General features: G+C 66.0%; 16 protein-coding genes. 11 read left to right on the top strand and 5 right to left on the bottom strand.

What is annotated here, in order from left to right; translation table 11 throughout:
- Positions 1 to 11 precede the first annotated feature (11 nt).
- The 3 genes from HG421_RS00265 to HG421_RS00255 all read left to right on the top strand — a co-directional run bounded on the left by HG421_RS00265 (position 12) and on the right by HG421_RS00255 (position 4,413).
- Positions 12 to 1,778 (top strand): peptidoglycan-binding protein, encoded by a 1,767-nt coding sequence (locus HG421_RS00265; protein WP_168968217.1) that lies wholly within the window; start codon positions 12 to 14, stop codon positions 1,776 to 1,778.
- Positions 1,779 to 2,223: 445 nt separating this feature from the next.
- Complete coding sequence (locus tag HG421_RS00260; RefSeq protein WP_168968215.1) at positions 2,224 to 3,819, top strand: M4 family metallopeptidase; 1,596 nt, start codon at positions 2,224 to 2,226, stop codon at positions 3,817 to 3,819.
- A 108-nt stretch (positions 3,820 to 3,927) separates the two neighbouring features.
- Complete coding sequence (locus HG421_RS00255; RefSeq protein WP_168968213.1) at positions 3,928 to 4,413, top strand: DUF962 domain-containing protein; 486 nt, start codon at positions 3,928 to 3,930, stop codon at positions 4,411 to 4,413.
- 280 nt (positions 4,414 to 4,693) lie between these two features.
- Here the strand turns inward: HG421_RS00255 and HG421_RS00250 are convergent, their stop codons facing one another.
- On the bottom strand, positions 4,694 to 5,596 hold the full coding sequence (locus HG421_RS00250; RefSeq protein WP_168968211.1) for an NAD-dependent epimerase/dehydratase family protein: 903 nt from the start codon (positions 5,594 to 5,596) through the stop codon (positions 4,694 to 4,696).
- Between the two features lie 169 nt (positions 5,597 to 5,765).
- Between HG421_RS00250 and HG421_RS00245 the strand changes: the two genes are divergently transcribed.
- Genes HG421_RS00245 through HG421_RS00220 form a run of 6 tightly spaced genes read left to right on the top strand, consistent with a single transcriptional unit; the run spans position 5,766 to position 11,712 of the window.
- Positions 5,766 to 8,594, top strand: coding sequence for a monovalent cation/H+ antiporter subunit A (locus HG421_RS00245; protein ID WP_168968209.1), 2,829 nt, complete (start codon positions 5,766 to 5,768; stop codon positions 8,592 to 8,594).
- Positions 8,594 to 8,968: a Na+/H+ antiporter subunit C gene (locus HG421_RS00240; protein WP_168968207.1), complete on the top strand. Its 375-nt coding sequence runs from the start codon at positions 8,594 to 8,596 to the stop codon at positions 8,966 to 8,968. The genes HG421_RS00245 and HG421_RS00240 overlap by 1 nt, the downstream gene beginning before the upstream one ends.
- Positions 8,965 to 10,509 carry a monovalent cation/H+ antiporter subunit D gene (locus HG421_RS00235; RefSeq protein WP_168968205.1) on the top strand — a complete coding sequence of 515 codons (1,545 nt, stop codon included), beginning with the start codon at positions 8,965 to 8,967 and terminating at the stop codon, positions 10,507 to 10,509. Before HG421_RS00240 ends, HG421_RS00235 begins: the two co-directional genes overlap by 4 nt.
- Entirely contained in the window at positions 10,506 to 11,012 is a 507-nt protein-coding gene (locus tag HG421_RS00230) for a Na+/H+ antiporter subunit E (RefSeq protein ID WP_168968203.1), read from the top strand. The genes HG421_RS00235 and HG421_RS00230 overlap by 4 nt, the downstream gene beginning before the upstream one ends.
- Positions 11,009 to 11,293 (top strand): K+/H+ antiporter subunit F, encoded by a 285-nt coding sequence (locus HG421_RS00225; RefSeq protein ID WP_029218577.1) that lies wholly within the window; start codon positions 11,009 to 11,011, stop codon positions 11,291 to 11,293. The genes HG421_RS00230 and HG421_RS00225 overlap by 4 nt, the downstream gene beginning before the upstream one ends.
- Positions 11,290 to 11,712: a Na+/H+ antiporter subunit G gene (locus tag HG421_RS00220; RefSeq protein WP_168968201.1), complete on the top strand. Its 423-nt coding sequence runs from the start codon at positions 11,290 to 11,292 to the stop codon at positions 11,710 to 11,712. Before HG421_RS00225 ends, HG421_RS00220 begins: the two co-directional genes overlap by 4 nt.
- Before the next feature lie 142 nt (positions 11,713 to 11,854).
- Here HG421_RS00220 and HG421_RS00215 read toward each other — a convergent pair whose 3' ends face one another.
- Positions 11,855 to 12,496 (bottom strand): lectin, encoded by a 642-nt coding sequence (locus HG421_RS00215; protein ID WP_429001904.1) that lies wholly within the window; start codon positions 12,494 to 12,496, stop codon positions 11,855 to 11,857.
- A gap of 140 nt (positions 12,497 to 12,636) precedes the next feature.
- Between HG421_RS00215 and HG421_RS00210 the strand changes: the two genes are divergently transcribed.
- Complete coding sequence (locus tag HG421_RS00210; protein WP_168968199.1) at positions 12,637 to 13,191, top strand: hypothetical protein; 555 nt, start codon at positions 12,637 to 12,639, stop codon at positions 13,189 to 13,191.
- A 43-nt stretch (positions 13,192 to 13,234) separates the two neighbouring features.
- On the opposite strand, the gene hmgA is transcribed toward HG421_RS00210, so the two are convergent.
- From hmgA to hppD, 3 genes are all read right to left on the bottom strand, one after another.
- Positions 13,235 to 14,542, bottom strand: coding sequence for a homogentisate 1,2-dioxygenase (gene hmgA / locus HG421_RS00205; protein WP_168968197.1), 1,308 nt, complete (start codon positions 14,540 to 14,542; stop codon positions 13,235 to 13,237).
- A 35-nt stretch (positions 14,543 to 14,577) separates the two neighbouring features.
- Entirely contained in the window at positions 14,578 to 14,970 is a 393-nt protein-coding gene (locus HG421_RS00200) for an endonuclease domain-containing protein (RefSeq protein WP_168968195.1), read from the bottom strand.
- A 173-nt stretch (positions 14,971 to 15,143) separates the two neighbouring features.
- Complete coding sequence (gene hppD, locus HG421_RS00195) at positions 15,144 to 16,259, bottom strand: 4-hydroxyphenylpyruvate dioxygenase (protein WP_211161762.1); 1,116 nt, start codon at positions 16,257 to 16,259, stop codon at positions 15,144 to 15,146.
- A gap of 122 nt (positions 16,260 to 16,381) precedes the next feature.
- Here hppD and HG421_RS00190 point away from each other — a divergent pair, with 122 nt between their 5' ends.
- The gene (locus HG421_RS00190; protein WP_168968193.1) at positions 16,382 to 16,870 is read left to right on the top strand and encodes a MarR family winged helix-turn-helix transcriptional regulator; all 489 of its coding nucleotides are present in this window, start codon (positions 16,382 to 16,384) and stop codon (positions 16,868 to 16,870) included.
- The last annotated feature ends 109 nt before the right edge of the window (positions 16,871 to 16,979 follow it).

The following is a 16,979-nucleotide window of genomic DNA, read 5'->3' as shown; positions in this document are numbered from 1 at the left end:
GGAGTTACACCATGGCAACCGATCGAGAAACAGGGCTGCTGCAGTCCGCCTATGCAGCAGGCATCACCCACCCCAAAGAGCTGGCAAATTTCATGGCCCAGGTCGGCCATGAATCGATGGGCCTCAACCGGCTTGAAGAAGGGTTCCGCTATACGCGCGGATCGTCGCAAGTCAGCTCGAAAGTGCGGTCAGCACTGCGCGAAGGGCCGGAGGCGTTGGAAGACGCACGTCTGGAAGCGCTGCGTGGCCAGCCGGAAAAACTGGCCGAGCTGATGTACGGCGGACGCATGGGCAATACCGAACCCGGCGACGGATATCTCTACCGTGGCCGAGGCTACATCCAGCTCACCGGCAAGGACCAGTATCGCGCCGCAGGCGAAGCGCTGAACCTGGATCTGGTGACACATCCGGATCTGGCTGCTCAGCCTGAAAATGCATCGCGCATCGCCACCTGGTATTGGCAGAACAATGTTCCGCAAGCAGCCAGGCAGGATGCGCATGCCGCGGGCGTTGCGATCAACGGTGGCGATCCGCCGAATGGATTGGCCGACCGCGAGAATCGATTCGCTCGCTGGCAGCGCGATATCACGCCCGAATTGATCGACAACCTTGCACACGGCCAGCTCGGGCAAGCAGTACATCCGGCACAGCACGCCGCGTCAGCACCTGCGCAAACCCCGCATGCAGGCTCCAGCTCGTTTCAGACAACCATGGAGCGGATGCTGCCGCCCCAGAGCGGAACTGCACCGCACGTCACTGGTCATTATGGCGAGCATCGCAGTGCGCGCGATCACGGCGGCACCGACTTCAACTACCAGGGCGGCCAGACGGGCCGTAACTTGCAGCACCCGACCGTGCATTCGCCGGTGTCCGGGACCGTCACCTTCGCGGGCGGCAACTACGGCACCGTCAAGATTCGCGACGCACAGGGTAATTCGCACGAGATCCTTCACCTGGACGCACTCAAGGTGAAGGAAGGTCAGACGCTGTCCGCGGGCGATGCCATCGGCACGATGGGTGGACGCGGCCCGAACGGTAACAGCCAGTACGCGCAGCATGTGCATTACCAACTGCGCGATGCCAACGGCAAGTTGACCAGTCCCGAGGCGTTCTGGAATCAGGGGCATCAGCAGCAATCCGGCGCACGCCACTCCCAGCCAGCGACACCGGCCGGCAATGGCACGCTGCGTCATGGCGAGCAGGGCAGCGACGTCGGCAAGCTGCAGCAGGACCTGAATCGCCTGGGTGTACGCGACGCGCAGGGCAATCGGCTTGCCGAGGACGGGCGCTTTGGCGACAACACGCGCGAGGCGGTGATGGCGTTCCAGAAGCAGCATGGGCTGCAGCAGGACGGAGTCGTCGGCCGCGATACGCGGGCGGCGTTGTCGGCGACTGCGGCACAGACTGCGGCCAAGGCGACCGAAGCGCCGGTCGCGGTACCGAGGGGGCCGTCGCTGAACGAGGCCACGCATCCGGACCATGCGTTGCACAGCGCGATTCGCAACAGACTACCGAGCATGATTTCCGATGAGGCGGCGGCCAATGTCACGTTGCAGGCCAAACAAAACGGTATCGATCGCGCGGACAAGTTGCAAAGCGTGACGGTGCAGGACGGCAAGGCGTTCGTGATGGGAACCACGCCGGGGTTCCGTGCGGCGGTGGATCTGAACCAGCCTGCCCCGCCATTGGAGCACACCAGTGCGCAGTTGCTGGCTGGCCAGTCGCAGCAGCACCAAGCGCACGAAGAGCAACACAAGGCCGCCATCGGCGGCCGCTGAGCTTGCGATGTACGAGAAAGCCGGCCGGCCTGTCTGGCCGGCTTTTTCGTATCTGCCTGTTACCGACCGCATCTTTATGTGCCCGGGCAGCAGTGAAACGTCACTCTCTTGCGTGTTGAAGTCGTGGAGACGCGCCAATCACTCGACTGCCTGACACACACACGCACGTCGGCGCATCCACCCACCGAATCTGCCGAACGCGATACAGGGATTGCGCGGATCCAATCGTACAGATGCCTTGCGCGCACTGAGACGGGCACATCTCTGCGATGCGGTCCGCAGCGCAAAGTGGCCGGGCGCACAGAACGCGATAGATCTGTAACTTTTACTACTGTCCAGTTCGGGACTGTGCAAGCGTAACTGCCGGCACCCGAGGTGCCATCGGCGACCGGCTGTTTGGGGGGCGGCCGGTCTTTGCATTGCACGTTTTCTGGAGAGAGTCGTCATGCAATTCCATCTGTTGGGCGCGGCGATCTGCTGCGCGCTGTCGTTTTCTGCTGCCGCTACCGCGGCGGACCTGTCTGCCGACGCGGCGGTGTCGCGTGCACAGGCATTGCTGGGCAATACCGCATCGGCCGTGGTCCATCGCGCGCCGGCCGATGTCTTCATCGCGCGCGACAGCATCGTCGATGCCGATGGCAGCGAGCATGTGCGCTTCGATCGCACGTATCAGGGCCTGCCGGTGATCGGTGGCGACGTGGTGGTGCATTCGCGGCGCGGAGTGATGCGGCAGTTGAGCCAGACCCTGGACACGCCGGTACGTCCGAGCCTGGTGCCTGGCATCGATGCCGACACCGCGGTGCGCGTGGCCGGTACGCAGTTCGATGTGCCGCAGGATGCGCCGCCGCGTGCCAGCCTGGCGCTGTACGCACGGCAGGGTGCCCCACTCCTTGCGTATGAGGTGATCTATCGCGGCATCAAGCCCGATCAGACGCCAACCGAAATGCATTACATCGTCGATGCGGTGGATCAACGCCTACTCGAATCCTGGGACACCGTACATACCGCCTGCGCGGGGGGCACCAGTGCCGCCGGCAGCGGGCGTTCGCTGTATGCGGGCAACGTGGCATTGGCAACGACACGCTGCAGCAGCGGTTACGAGTTGACCGATCTGAGCCGCGGCAGCGGCGCCACCTACAACATGCGCAACAGCACCTCCGGCAACGGCACGCTGGTCACCGATGCCGATAATGCGTGGGGTAGCGGCGCCAACAGCGATACGGTGACCGCGGCGGTGGATGCGCATTATGGCGTGGCGCTGACCTGGGACTACTTCAAGAACACCCATGCGCGCAGCGGCATCGCCAACGATGGCAAGGGCGCACGCAGCCGCGTGCACTACGGTAGCCGCTACAACAACGCGTTCTGGCAGGACAGCTGCTTCTGCATGACCTTCGGCGATGGCGACGGCGCTACATTCACGCCACTGGTGTCGGTGGATGTGGCCGGCCACGAGATGACCCACGGCGTGACCAGCCGCACCGCGCGCCTGGTGTATTCAGGCGAATCGGGCGGATTGAACGAAGCCACCTCCGACATCATGGGCGCGATGGTGGAGTACTCCGCCAATAACAGCGCGCAGCCGGGCAACTACCTGATCGGCGAGAAGATCGTTCCGGGCAACAGCAGCGGGACGCTGGCCTTGCGCTACATGTTCAAGCCCAGCCTGGATGGCGATTCGCCCGATTGCTACAGCAGCAGCCTGGGCTCGCTCAACGTGCATTACAGCTCGGGCGTGGCCAACCATTTCTACTATCTGCTGGCCGAAGGCGCGGTGGTGCCGAGCGGGTTTGGATCCGGAACCAGCTGGAACGTGACCCCGGCCGGGCTGGTCTGCAACGGCAATACCGCATTGACCGCGATCGGCCGTGCCGCGGCCAGCCGCATCTGGTACCGCGCGCTCACGGTCTACATGACCTCCTCCAGCAACTACGCGGCGGCACGTCGTGCCACGCTGAGTGCGGCCACCGATCTGTATGGCGGCAGCTCCACCCAGTACCGCGCCGTGGCAGCGGCCTGGAGTGCGGTGTCGGTGAACTGATGCTCTCCGGCGCTGCCATGCAATGGCCGCGTGGCAGCGCCCGGTTTCTCGCACAGTGCCACCACGGCCGTTCGCACGCGTATGCTTGGGTCATTCCTGGGAGGGAACATGACCGAACGCACCACCACCGCACGCGCGATCGACCGCTATTTCGCCAGCTATTCCGACGACCACCGCAACGCCACCAATCAGCACATCCACGTGCTGGCCGTGCCGGCCATCCTGTGGTCGGTGGTTGCCCTGCTGTGGTGCATCCCGGTTGGCGGCACCTGGTTCAGCAGCGGAGTGTGGGCGGCGCTGGCGATGTTTGCCGCATGGTCGTACTACAACCGGCTCTCGCGCCCGCTGGGGCTGGGCATGCTGGCCATCTTCTTTTTCTTTGGCTGCCTGTGCCGGCTGATCGAAGGCAGGGTCGGGCTCGATGGGCTGTTCGCCGCGGGGGTCTCGGTGTTCGTGGTGGCGTGGATCGCCCAGTTCGTCGGCCACAAGATCGAAGGCCGCAAGCCAAGCTTTCTGACCGACCTGACCTATCTGCTGATCGGCCCGATCTGGGTGCTGGCCAAGGCCTATCGCCAGCTGGGCTGGCGCTACTGAGCGTGCCTGGCGACAGGACGCAGGCGGGCAGTCGGTCAGTGCCCCCGCGTCAGGCCGCTACCGTGCAAGTGCAGGTCGATCTCAGGCAAGGCCAGGTTGACCTGTCCGCGCATCGATCGATGCGCGCAAACCAGGGACTGGGCACGACGGTAGCCACCGCGGCGTGATATCCGCCCATATCACCGCGCGCGCTTGCGGGCACGCCGATGGCGCTGCGGTTGTCGACAGCTGGGCAGAGGCCAACGCCGCGCGCCAACACCCGCGCACGTACTCGCTGACATCACTCGCCGATACCAAGCTCTTCCGGCAACGGCTGGAACGCGCGTGGTGCGTAGCCGAAATCGCAACGCGCCGGCTCCAGATCGAAGACCAGGTCTTCGCGCATGCGTTGCAACGCAGCGGCATTCATGCCGCGCAGGCGACCGAGGCGGTGGGCGGCCGTGAGCGCAAAACCGAACAGGCCCGGTGGCACCTGATACAGCCGCGCAGGCCGCGGCAGTGCGGCCAGCACACGCTGCACCATCTGCGTGTAGGCCAGCACTTCGCCACCGCCCACGGCATAACTGCGTTGCTGGGTGGCCGGGTGGCCGATCACCGCCAGCGCGGCGCTGGCCAGGTCGTCCACATGCACCGGCTGGCGCAGGCCGGTGGCATTGGCCGGCAGTACGAAGGCGCCGGTGCGCTGCGCCAGGCCGGCGATCTGGGTCAGGGTCTTGTCGCGTCCGGCGCCATACACCAGGGTCGGGCGCAGCACCGTGGCCGTGGCACCACGCGCCTGGGCGGCCGAGAACAGCGCCTGCTCGGCGTGCGCCAGCCGCTGCGCCACATCGCGCTCGGCGGCATCGACCGAATGCTGCTTGACCTCCAGGCTGGTGGAACCGAACGCCACGATGCGCGGCGCACGCACCGGATTTTCGGCATACCAGCGTGCGAAGTGGTCCAGCGGGCCGCAGCTGAAGATCGCTTCGAAGCTCTCGCCCGCCGCTGCCGGCACCGCCAGGTCGCCTTGCCGCCAGATCAGGCCCGAGCGCGCAGCGCGCGGCTGGCGCGACCATGCGGTGACCTGCCAGCCGCGGCTGAGCAGCCGGGCCAATAAGCGCTCACCAATCTGCCCGCTCCCGCCAAAAACCAGGGCGCGTGGCGCAGATGCAGCGGTGGTTGGGGCGGGATTGGCAGCGGTCACAGGGCGAAAGAGTACGAGTCACGGATGACTGCAGCATACCGAGTACGCCACGCCGATGCGTCGCCGTTCGGCCACGCCGGCAGCGCGGGCGCAGCGGCGGCGTTGACACTGGCGTCAGTCAACGATTTGTTAAGCTCTCTGGCCTGCTCGCGAATCCTGTGTTCCCTGCATGTCATTTCCGCTGGAAATCCTGCTTGCGCTGCCGTTCCTGATGGCCGCTGCCGCCGCGCTGTCCTGGCGCGCGCGCCGTTCGATCACTGCGTGGTTGGCCGCGGCCGCGCCGTTGGCCGGATTGGCGGTACTCGCCTCGCTGACGCCGGCGGTGCTGGGCGGCGAGGTGATCGCCAGCACGCATGCATGGTTGCCGCAGATCGGCTTGCTGTTCTCGCTGCGGCTCGATGGCCTGGCCTGGATGTTTGCGCTGCTGGTGCTGGGCATCGGCGCACTGGTGGTGATGTACGCGCACTACTACCTCAGCGCCCGCGACAGCGCATCGCGCTTCTTTGCCTACCTGCTGCTGTTCATGGGCGCGATGCTCGGCATGGTGCTGTCGGGCAATCTGCTGCTATTGATGGTGTTCTGGGAACTCACCAGCATCAGCTCGTTCCTGCTGATCGGCTTCTGGTCGCAGCGCCAGGATGCGCGCGAAGGCGCCCGCATGGCCTTCGTGCTGACCGCCGGCGGCGGGCTCGCCCTGCTCGGTGGCGTGCTGATGATCGGCCGCATCGTCGGCAGTTTCCAGCTGGACGCGGTGCTGGCCGCCGGCGATGTCATCCGCGCCAGCCCGCTGTATCCGTACGCGCTGGGCCTGGTGCTGCTGGGCATCTTTACCAAGAGCGCGCAGTTCCCGTTCCACTTCTGGTTGCCGCATGCCATGGCCGCGCCCACCCCGGTGTCGGCGTATCTGCACTCGGCCACCATGGTCAAGGCCGGCGTGTTCCTGCTGGCGCGCCTGCACCCGGCGCTGGCCGGCACCGATCTGTTCTTCTATACGGTCACCAGCATCGGGGCGATCACGCTGCTGCTTGGCGCGTGGTATGCGATCTTCCAGCACGACCTCAAGGGCGTGCTGGCGTATTCGACCATCTCGCATCTGGGCCTGATCACCATGCTGTTCGGCCTGTCCACGCCGATGGCGGTGGTGGCCGGGGTGTTCCACATCCTCAACCACGCGGTGTTCAAGGCCTCGTTGTTCATGGCCGCCGGCATCATCGACCATGAAACCGGCACGCGCGACATGCGCAAGCTGGGCAATCTGCGCCGGTTGATGCCCTTCACCAGCGCGCTGGCAATCACCGCCTCGCTGGCCATGGCCGGCATTCCGCTGCTCAACGGCTTTCTGTCCAAGGAAATGTTCTTCGCCGTGGCGCTGGAAACCGATGCACCGCAGCTGATGCGCGTACTCGCCAGCATCGCCGCACTGCTGGCCGGCCTGCTCGGCGTGGCCTACAGCCTGCGCTTCGTGCACGACACCTTCTTCGGCAAAGGCCCGCTGGATCTGGACACCACTCCGCATGAGCCGCCACGCTGGATGAAGATTCCGGTGGAAGTGCTGGTGCTGATCTGCGTGGCGGTCGGCATCGTGCCGGCATGGACGGTGGCGCCGGTGCTGCATGCCGGTGCCGGCGCCATCCTCGGCGACAGGTTGCCCGACTACAGCCTGGCGCTGTGGCACGGTTTCAACTGGCCGCTGGCGATGAGCATCGCCGGCATGATCGGCGGCACGCTGCTGTACATGGGGATCCGCCGCACGCTGGACCTGTATGCGGTGCAGAACCGTTCGCCCGGCAAGGCGCTGTTCCACTGGAACCTGCGCGCCCTGTTCGCGGCCACCGCACGCATGACCGACGCGGTGACCACCGGCACGCTGCAGCGCATGCTGATGCTGATGGTGCTGAGCGCGGTGGTGGTGGCGGCGCTGCCGTTCCTGCAGGGCGGCACGCTGCCGGCCTGGCCGGCTCCCACGCCCATGCCGCTGCTGGGCTGGATGGTGTGGCTGCTGTTGATCGCCTGCGCGCTGGGCAGCGTGTTCCTGTACAGGCAGCGCCTGCTGGCTGTGCTGGTGCTGGGCGGCACCGGGCTGGCGGTCAGCCTGACCTTCGTGTTTCTGTCGGCACCGGACCTGGCACTGACCCAGCTGCTGGTGGAGATGGTGACGCTGGTGCTGATGCTGCTGGCGATGAACTACCTGCCAGAGCGTTCGCCGCCCGAGCACGCACGCCTGCGCAAGATCCGCGATGTCTGCCTGGCGGTGGTCGGCGGTGCCGGCCTGGCGGCGCTGTCGTATACGTTGATGACCCAATCCAGCCACACCATGGCCGGCGAGCTGCTGCAGCGCGCATTGCCCGAGGCATACGGGCGCAACGTGGTGAATGTGATCCTGGTGGATTTCCGCGGCTTCGATACCTTCGGCGAGATCACCGTGTTCGCCATTGCCGGGCTGGTGGTGCATGCGCTGCTGCGGCGCTCGCGCATGGCGCCGGAGCGCCGCATGCCGGGGCCGCCGATCAAGCTGCCGGTGCCGGCCGACCTGGCACAGATCATGTTCCCGCTGACGCTGACGGTGTCGTTGTTCCTGTTCCTGCGCGGCCACAACGCGCCCGGTGGCGGCTTCATCGCCGGTCTGGTGCTGGCGGTGCCATTGCTGCTGCAGTACGTGATCCAGGGCACCGCCTCGGTGGAGTCGCGCTTTGGCTTGGACTACATCCGGCTGATCGGCATCGGCATGCTGTGCGCGCTGGCCAGCGGTGCGGGTTCGCTGCTGTTCGGGCGCCCCTTCCTGACCAGTGGGCACCTCGATCTTGATGTGCCGCTGCTGGGCGAGCTGGAGCTCGCCAGCGCGCTGGGCTTCGATACCGGCGTGTATCTGGTGGTGTTCGGTGCGGCGATGTTGATGTTGTCGATGATGGGCACGATCAAACCTTCTCGCACGCGCGCCTCGCAGCGCGGCGAAATCGATCCCAGCCAACGTTCGACACGCACCGCGGAGCAGCATTGATGGAACTGGCAGTGGCAAGCGCGATCGGCGTCCTCACCGCATTGGCGATCTATCTGCTGCTGCGTGCGCGCAGCTTCGATGTGATCCTGGGGATGACCTTCCTGTCGTATGCGACCAACCTGTTGATCTTTGCCGGCGGGCGGCTGCGCAGCGGCCAGCCGCCCGTGCTGCGCGAGGGTGTGCCGGTGGATCTGCAGCACTACACCGACCCATTGCCGCAGGCGCTGGTGTTGACCGCGATCGTGATTGCCTTCGCAATGACCGCAGTGAGCCTGGTACTGGCGATCCGCAGCCGCAGCGACAACGGCAGCGATCACGTGGACGCGCATGAAGATGCCGCCACCGCTGTGACCACGCGGCAGGGACGGCGATGAATCATTTGCTGATCCTGCCGATCCTGATCCCGATGCTGGGTGCGTCGGCGTCGCTGTTCGTCGAACACCGCCGTTACGGGCCACGCGTGCAGCGCAGCGTGGCGTGGGCGAGCATGGCGGTGCTGGCGGCCGCGGTCATCGCGCTGTTCGCGCGTGCCGCCGATGGTGGCGTGCTGGTCTACCTGCTCGGCGACTGGCCGGCGCGGCTGGGCATCGTGCTGATGGGCGACCGGCTCTCGGCATGGATGCTGTTGACGACGCTGATCCTGGGCTCGGCCTGCCTGCTGCATGCCTGCGCCGGCTGGGACCGGCGCGCACCGCACTTCCATGCCCTGTTCCAGTTCCAGCTGATGGGCTTGAACGGTGCCTTCCTCACCGGCGACATCTTCAACCTGTTCGTGTTCTTCGAGGTGATGCTGATCGCCTCCTACGGGCTGTTGCTCAGCGGCGGGCGCGGCCTGCAGATGCGTGTGGGCCTGCATTACGTGGTGTTCAACGTGTGCGCGTCGACGCTGTTCTTGATTGCGCTGGGCTTGCTGTTCGGCGTGTTCGGCACTCTCAACATGGCCGAGCTGTCGCAACGCATCGCCGAACTGCCGGCGCAGGACGTGCCGCTGGCCAAGGCCGCACTGGGCTTGTTGCTGTTGGTGTTCTGCAGCAAGGCCGCGCTGTTGCCGCTGTATCTGTGGCTGCCGGAAACCTACTCGCGCGCACCGGCCGCGGTGGCGGCGTTGTTCGCGATCATGACCAAGGTCGGGCTGTACGCAACCTTGCGCGTCTCGGCGCTGTGGTTTGGCGCCGGTGCTGGCGCGCTGCACGGCTTCGGACGACATGCCCTGCTCTGGCTGGGCATCGCAACGCTGCTGATGGCGGCGTTCGGGGTGATGGCCGCATCGCGGCTGCGGGTGATGGTGTCCTACCTGGTGGTGTTTTCGGCAGCGACGTTGTTCATCGCGTTTTCGCTGGACGATGCTGGCGCACTGGGCGCCGGCCTGTACTACCTGCCGCATAGCAGCTTCGTGGCGGCAGCCTTGTTCTTGATTTCGGACCTGATCCGGCGCCGCCGTGGCAGCGCCAGCGACCGCAAGGAAGTGGTGGCGCCACTGCCGGGGCGGGCGATCCCCGGCAGCATGTTCCTGATCGCCGCGGTCGCGGTGGCCGGCCTGCCGCCGTTGTCCGGATTTCTGGCCAAGGCCGCCTTGCTGCAGCACGTGCCCGCCGGCCTGGTAGGCCCGGTCTGGGGCGCGGTGCTGGGCAGCAGCCTGCTGGTGGTGATGGGATTGACGCGTGCCGGCGTGCGGCTGTTCTGGCGCGTGCCCGCCACGGTGGAGGATGCGCCCGGGCTGCAACCGCCGCGCCGTGGCCGCATGCGCCCGGTGGAAACCGCCGCCACGGTCCTGTTGCTGACCGGTCTGCTGGCAATGACGGTGGGGGCCGAGCCGCTGATGCGCTACACCGATGCCGCCGCCGCGCAGTTGCGCGATCCAGGTGCCTACCTCGAGCAGGTGCGTGCCACCGCCCCGCTACGGAGGCAGCCATGAACGCACCGGTTTCATGGCGACGCCGGCTGTTTCCATCGGCACCGTTGAGCGTGATGGTCTTCGTATTCTGGCTGCTGCTCAGCGACAGCTTCGGGCCGCAGCAGTGGGTACTGGGTGCGGTGCTGGGCGTGGTGGTGCCGATCTTCGCCGCGCGGCTGGACCGCGAGTTCGCGCGCATCGGTTCGTTGCGCTCGGTGCCGCGCATGCTGCTGGTGGCGGCCTTGGACATCGTGCGATCCAACATCAAGGTCGCCATCCAGGTGCTCGGGCCGGAATCGCGTATCCATCCCGGATTCATCTGGGTGCCGCTGGATATCGCCAACATCCACGGCATCGCCGCGCTGACCAGCATGATCACGCTGACGCCGGGCACGGTGTCTGCAGCGCTATCGGACGACCGCAACTACCTGCTGGTGCACGTGCTGCATCTGGACGACCCGGACGCGTTGATCGCCGAGATCAAGGCCCGCTACGAAAAGCCCCTGATGGAGATCTTTCCATGACCGGTCACATGTTCATCGAATCGACCATCGTCATCTGCATGCATGCGGTGGGGCTGGCCATCTTGATGGCGCTGTGGCGCCTGTTGCGCGGCCCCACGGTGCCCGACCGCATCCTGGCGCTGGACACGCTATCGGTCACCGCCATTGCCGAGCTGATGCTGCTGGGCATGTATCTGGACTCGCCGATCTACTTCGAGGCCGCCCTGGTGATTGCGATGCTGGGCTTCGGCAGCACCGTGGTGTTGAGCAAGTTCGTGCTGCGCCGGGACATCGTCGAATGATCGCGCTCACCGAATACCTGCTCAGCGCGCTGTTGCTGGTCGGCACCTTCTTCATCCTGATCGGGGCCTTCGGGCTGGTGAAGCTGTCGGACTTCTTCAAGCGGCTGCATGCGCCGACCAAGGCCAGTACGCTGGGCGTGGGCTGCGTGCTGCTCGCGTCGGTGGGCTACCACCTGTTCCTGGGCGTGGACCCGCAGCCGCGCGAATTGCTGATCACCGTGTTCCTGTTCATTACCGCGCCAATCAGTGCGCACATGATGGCCAAGGCGGCGCTGTCGCTGATGATGGAAGACCGCCCGGAAGTCCCCAACCACGGCGAGATGAAAAAGGAAGGGCTGCCGACACCGGCGGCCGACGGCGATATCGGCGAGAACCAAGAGACCGCCCGGCAGCATGAGCGCCCGTCTTCGGGGCAATGAACCCATGCGGCGGTGTGATGTGAGTGCGCTGCACGGCTGATGCCGTTCCATGCAGCGCCGTCGATACGGTGACGGTGCAGTGCGGGTGCGCGCGATTGCACGCCGGAGGCTCACCTCCCGGCTGATGCAGCTGTGGCAACCCTCAGCCGCACCCTTCCACATAATCCACCTGCGGCGCCTGCCCTACCCGCCAGCTGCTGACCTTGCCCCCGGCATCGGTCTCGAACACCAGCGCCGACTGCGTGGCAGCGTCGGCGTGCCGCAGCGTCTGCGCGCCGGGCACGTATTTGTGCGGCTGCGCCTGCAGGCCATCGGGGTACAGCGCGCGTAGCTGGTCCAGCGTCATGCCGACCTTGCCGCCGCCGGGCGCCACTTCCTTCGGCGCGTTGGTCTGGTAGCGGACCAGGTGGCCGCCATCGAACATGAAACCGAATCGGCGCGCATCGTCTGCCCATTGCGGACGCAACAGGTAGCAGCCGCCATCGCTGGCCGGCTCGCCGCGCAGGCCCCCGCCCCAGGCTGCGCGCGCTTGCGCAGCGTCCATGCCCAGGCGCAGGTCGCCATAGCCATCCATGCGCGCCAGCGTGGTCGGCTGCTGCCGCAGATGCGGTGGAAACGTGCCGGCCGGTGCAGTGGCCGGTGGCACCGCGCCGGTAGGCCGATCGCTGGCCGGCGCGTGCTGCGCAGCGGCAGGCGCGGGCGCCGCCGCTGGCGGCTCATCGGCGCGATTGCAACCGGCCACGGCCAGCATCAGGCCCATCACGCCAAGCAGTCTGGATGCCATCGAAGCGCTCCCTATGCAGGCGTCTAGCCTACACAGCCGACATCGCGGCCATGTGCAGGCCGCCGTGACGGCGCGTCGCACCGATGTCATCGGCGCTTCATTGGCGGCGGTCACGCTGTCGGCTTCGCAGGACCGCCGCCATGACCCCACGCAAGACCGAACTCGCCCTCACCGCGCTGCAATCGCACCGCAGTCCGTTGACCCTGCTGCAACGCCGCGCCCTGATTCTTGCCGATGGGCAGCGCGATCTGGCCGCACTGGCAGCGCTGCTGGGCAACGAGGGCGGCGTGCTGGTGCAAACGCTGTGCGCGATGGGCTATCTGGAACCCACTGGAGACGATGCGACCGACGCAAGGCGCGGCACCGCGCCCGTTGCGGCAGTTGCGCCGGTTGCAGCAGCTCCGGCCACGGTGCAGGCACCACCGCAGCCAGCGACCGAGGAAGACCTGCAGCGCCTGCGTCGTCGCGCAACCACCAACGCCCGGCTCTACCTGCTGGACATCCTGCAGTTGCAGCGCAACCCGGTCGCCATGGCACTGCATCGCCAATTGCAGGCCGCGCGCGCCGAAGACGAGATCGTCACCGCCATCAACGCGGCCCTGCGTGAGCTGCCGCAGTTCACCTCGTCCTCGTATGCCGAGCGCGTGCGCACGCGCATCGGCGAACTGCTGCCGGACGCGTTGCAGGCCGCGTGACGCAGCAGGAGCGCCTCGCTGTCTGGAGTGCCGCGCTTGGTTATCAGTCTCCAGCCGCCGGCGCCGTGAACCCGGCACGCAAGCCTTCCCAGCAGCGCTGATAGTCGCCCTGCCGATGCGTGGCCTGCAGCGCCTGCTGGGTGGGCCGCAGCACGGCGCGGGTTTCGAACATGAAGGCCATGGTGTCGGCGATGACGTCAGGGCGCGACAGATCCGCCTGCGAGGCCTTGTCGAAGGTCGCCGCATCCGGGCCATGGCCGCTCATGCAGTTGTGCAGCGACGCACCGCCGGGCGCGAAGCCCTCGGCCTTGGCGTCGTAGACGCCGTGCACCAGGCCCATGAACTCGCTGGCCACGTTGCGATGGAACCACGGCGGGCGGAAGGTGTGCTGCGCCACCAGCCAGCGCGGCGGGAAGATCGCAAAATCCATATTGGCGGTGCCGTGCGTGTCGCTGGGCGAGGTCAGCACGGTGAAGATGCTGGGGTCGGGATGGTCGAAGCTGATCGAGCCGATGGTGTTGAAGCGGCGCAGATCGTAGCGATACGGCGCGTAATTGCCGTGCCAGGCCACCACATCCAGCGGCGAGTGATCGATATCCGCCCGCCACAGATGGCCCTGGAACTTGGCCACCAGCTCGAACGCGCCGTCGCACTGCTCGAACGCCGCACGCGGGGTCTGGAAATCACGCGGGTTGGCAAGGCCATTGGCGCCAATCGGCCCTAGATCCGGTAGCCGCAGCAGGCCGCCGAAGTTTTCGCAGACATAGCCACGCGCCTGGCGATCGAGCAGCTCCACCCGGAAACGCACACCGCGCGGTATCACGCCGATCTGTTGCGGCTCCAGTTCGAGCACGCCCAGTTCGGTGCACACCCGCAACCGGCCCAGCTGCGGCACCAGCAGCAGCTCGCCGTCGGCGTTGTAGAAGAACCGCCCGTGCATGGACGCGTTGGCCGCATACAGATGCACGGCCACGCCGGTCATCGCCTCCGGGCTGCCGTTGCCGGCCATGGTGTACAGGCCATCGACGAAATCGGTGGGCGTGGCCGGCAACGGCAGTGGACTCCAGCGCATCTGGTCCGGCGGCACCGGGCTGCTGCCGAAGTCGTTGTGGAACTGCGACTGCTCGATCAGCGAAAAGCTGCCATGCACGGCGGCCGGCCGGATGCGATACAGCCAGCTGCGCCGGTTCTCGCCGCGTGGCGCGGTGAAGGCGGTACCGGACAACTGCTCGGCATACAGGCCATGCGCCACGCGCTGCGGCGAGTTCTGCCCGACCGGCAGGCTGCCGGCCACCGCTTCGGTTGCGAACTCGTTGCCGAAGCCGGTCATGTAGTGCTGATCGTTGTGCATGGCATGCGTCCGAATTCGCCCCAAGGGGGCTGGGATCAAGCCCCTCTCCCACCGGGAGAGGGGTTGGGGTGAGGGTACGGCGTAGCGACTATCTTGAAAATCGCGTCAACCACCGCATCCAGCGACAGCAACACGTCATTGTTCCAGAAGCGCAGCACTGTCCAGCCTTTCGATTGAAGCCACTGTGTTCTTACCTGATCGATGGATGCGCTGTGTTGTGCCCCATCCAGTTCAATGATCAGTCTGGCTTCAATGCAACAAAAGTCTGCGACGTAAGGCGGAATCGGATGCTGTCGTCTGAATTTCAAACCTTGTAGCTGCTTGCGACGCAGACAGCGCCATAGTGTGCGCTCTGCGTCGGTCATTTCTGTGCGTAATGCACGCGCGTTGGTGAGCGCAACGGTAGGCAATGGCGGTTTGATTTTCATCGCTCCACCGTACCCTCACCCCAACCCCTCTCCCGTGGGGAGAGGGGCTTTGAGCACGTGCGGTTTCATTGGCCTATGTTGTCAGGCAACCGCGTTACGGAGTGCGGGGGCTCCACTACGTGCCAATGTGCAGCTGACCCGAATCCCGAATCACCAATATCCAATCCCCGCCCTCAAAGCACCCCACGCTTGATCTGGTCGCGCTCGATGCTTTCGAACAGCGCCTGGAAATTGCCTTCGCCGAAGCCTTCATTGCCCTTGCGCTGGATGATCTCGAAGAAGATCGGGCCGATGCAGTTGGTGGTGAAGATCTGCAGCAGCTTGCGCTGTTTGGTATCCGGATCGGCGTCGATCAGGATCTTGTTGCGGCGCAGGCGTTCGACATCTTCGCCATGCTCGGGAATGCGCAGGTCCAGGACGTCGAAATAGGTGTCCGGGGTATCCAGGAAGCTGACGCCGGCCGAGCGCATCTTTTCCACGCTGGTGTAGATGTCGTCGGTGAAGCAGGCGATGTGCTGGATGCCTTCGCCCTGGTAGGCGTCCAGATACTCGTTGATCTGGCTCTTGGGGTCGGACGATTCGTTGAGCGGGATGCGCACGATGCCGTCCGGGGCGGTCATCGCCTTGGACACCAGCCCGGTCTTGGCGCCCTTGATGTCGAAGTAGCGGATCTCGCGGAAGTTGAACAGCCGCTCGTAGTAATCCGACCAGCGCTGCATGTTGCCGAAATACAGGTTGTGCGTGAGGTGGTCGATGAAGGTCAGCCCGAAGCCGGCCGGATGCTGGTCGGCGCCTTCGATGGCCTCGTAGTCGGCGTCGTAGATGCTGCCCGCCTCGCCGTAGCGATCCACCAGATACAGCATGCAGTCGCCGATGCCCTTGACCACCGGCGCCGGCACCGCGCGGGTGTCGGGCTTGTTCTGCACCGCTTCGCCGCCGTTGCCCAGCACGGTCTGCAGCACGGTGTCGGCCGGGGTGCGGAAGCGGATCGCAAACCCGCAGGCGCAGGGGCCATGCGCGGCAGCAAAGTCGGCGGCGAACGAATCAGGGTCCTCGTTGAGCAGGAAATTGACCCCACCCTGGCGGTAGACCGTAATGGGACGGCTGCGGTGACGCAGCACCGCGCTGAAGCCCATCTGGCGGAAATAGGCGTGCAATTGCGCCCCCTGGCCGGCCGGTGCGGCGAATTCGACGAATTCGAACCCGTCGATCCCCATCGGATTGTCGAAGGTGGTGACCTGCATGCCCGGATCCGGGCGGTGTGCAGTGGTGTTCGGTTGTGCGCTCATCGTCGTTTCTCCACGCTGGGGTGTCCGCAGGGCTATGCGGAGTGGCAGAAGACCCGCGAGAATGCGCAGGCCACCCTCGGTTTGTAGTTGCAAATGAAACCAAAATCAAGACACAGCGCAACATGAGCGATCTCGACGCCCCCCAGCCGCCGCAGCACCCTGTCCTGCTCAACCTGGAGCAGTTCCTGCCATATCGCCTGAGCGTGCTGTCCAACCGGATCAGCAGCAACATCGCCAAGGTATACGGCGACCGTTACGGCATGGCGATTCCCGAGTGGCGGGTGATCACCATCCTGGCACTGTATCCGGGCTCCTCGGCCAGCGAGGTGTCCGACCGCACGGCGATGGACAAGGTGGCAGTCAGCCGCGCGGTGGCCCGGCTGCTGGAGCGCGGCTTCATCCGCCGCGAGACGCACGGCGACGACCGCCGCCGCTCGATGCTGGCGCTGTCGCCGGCCGGGCGCCAGGTCTATGAGACCGTCGCGCCGCTGGTCAACGAGATGGAACAACGGCTGATGTCGATCTTCAGCGCCGAAGAGCAGCAGTTGCTGGAACGCCTGATCGACCGGCTGGCCAAGGACGGGCTGCCGCGCATGGCCGACAAGGACTGACGGCACGCTCGCCCCCATCCGCCCTGCGGGCACCTTCCCCCGCAAGCGGGGGAAGGAAGCGCTTGGGCCAACCGCGCAACCAACCACACTCCCTTCTCCCGCGCGCGGG

Origin of the sequence: Xanthomonas campestris pv. badrii (assembly GCF_012848175.1) — a bacterium.
GTDB lineage: Bacteria > Pseudomonadota > Gammaproteobacteria > Xanthomonadales > Xanthomonadaceae > Xanthomonas > Xanthomonas campestris_C.
Note: the sequence above shows the minus strand (reverse complement) of the source record. Positions and strands in the feature narration are given on the sequence as shown.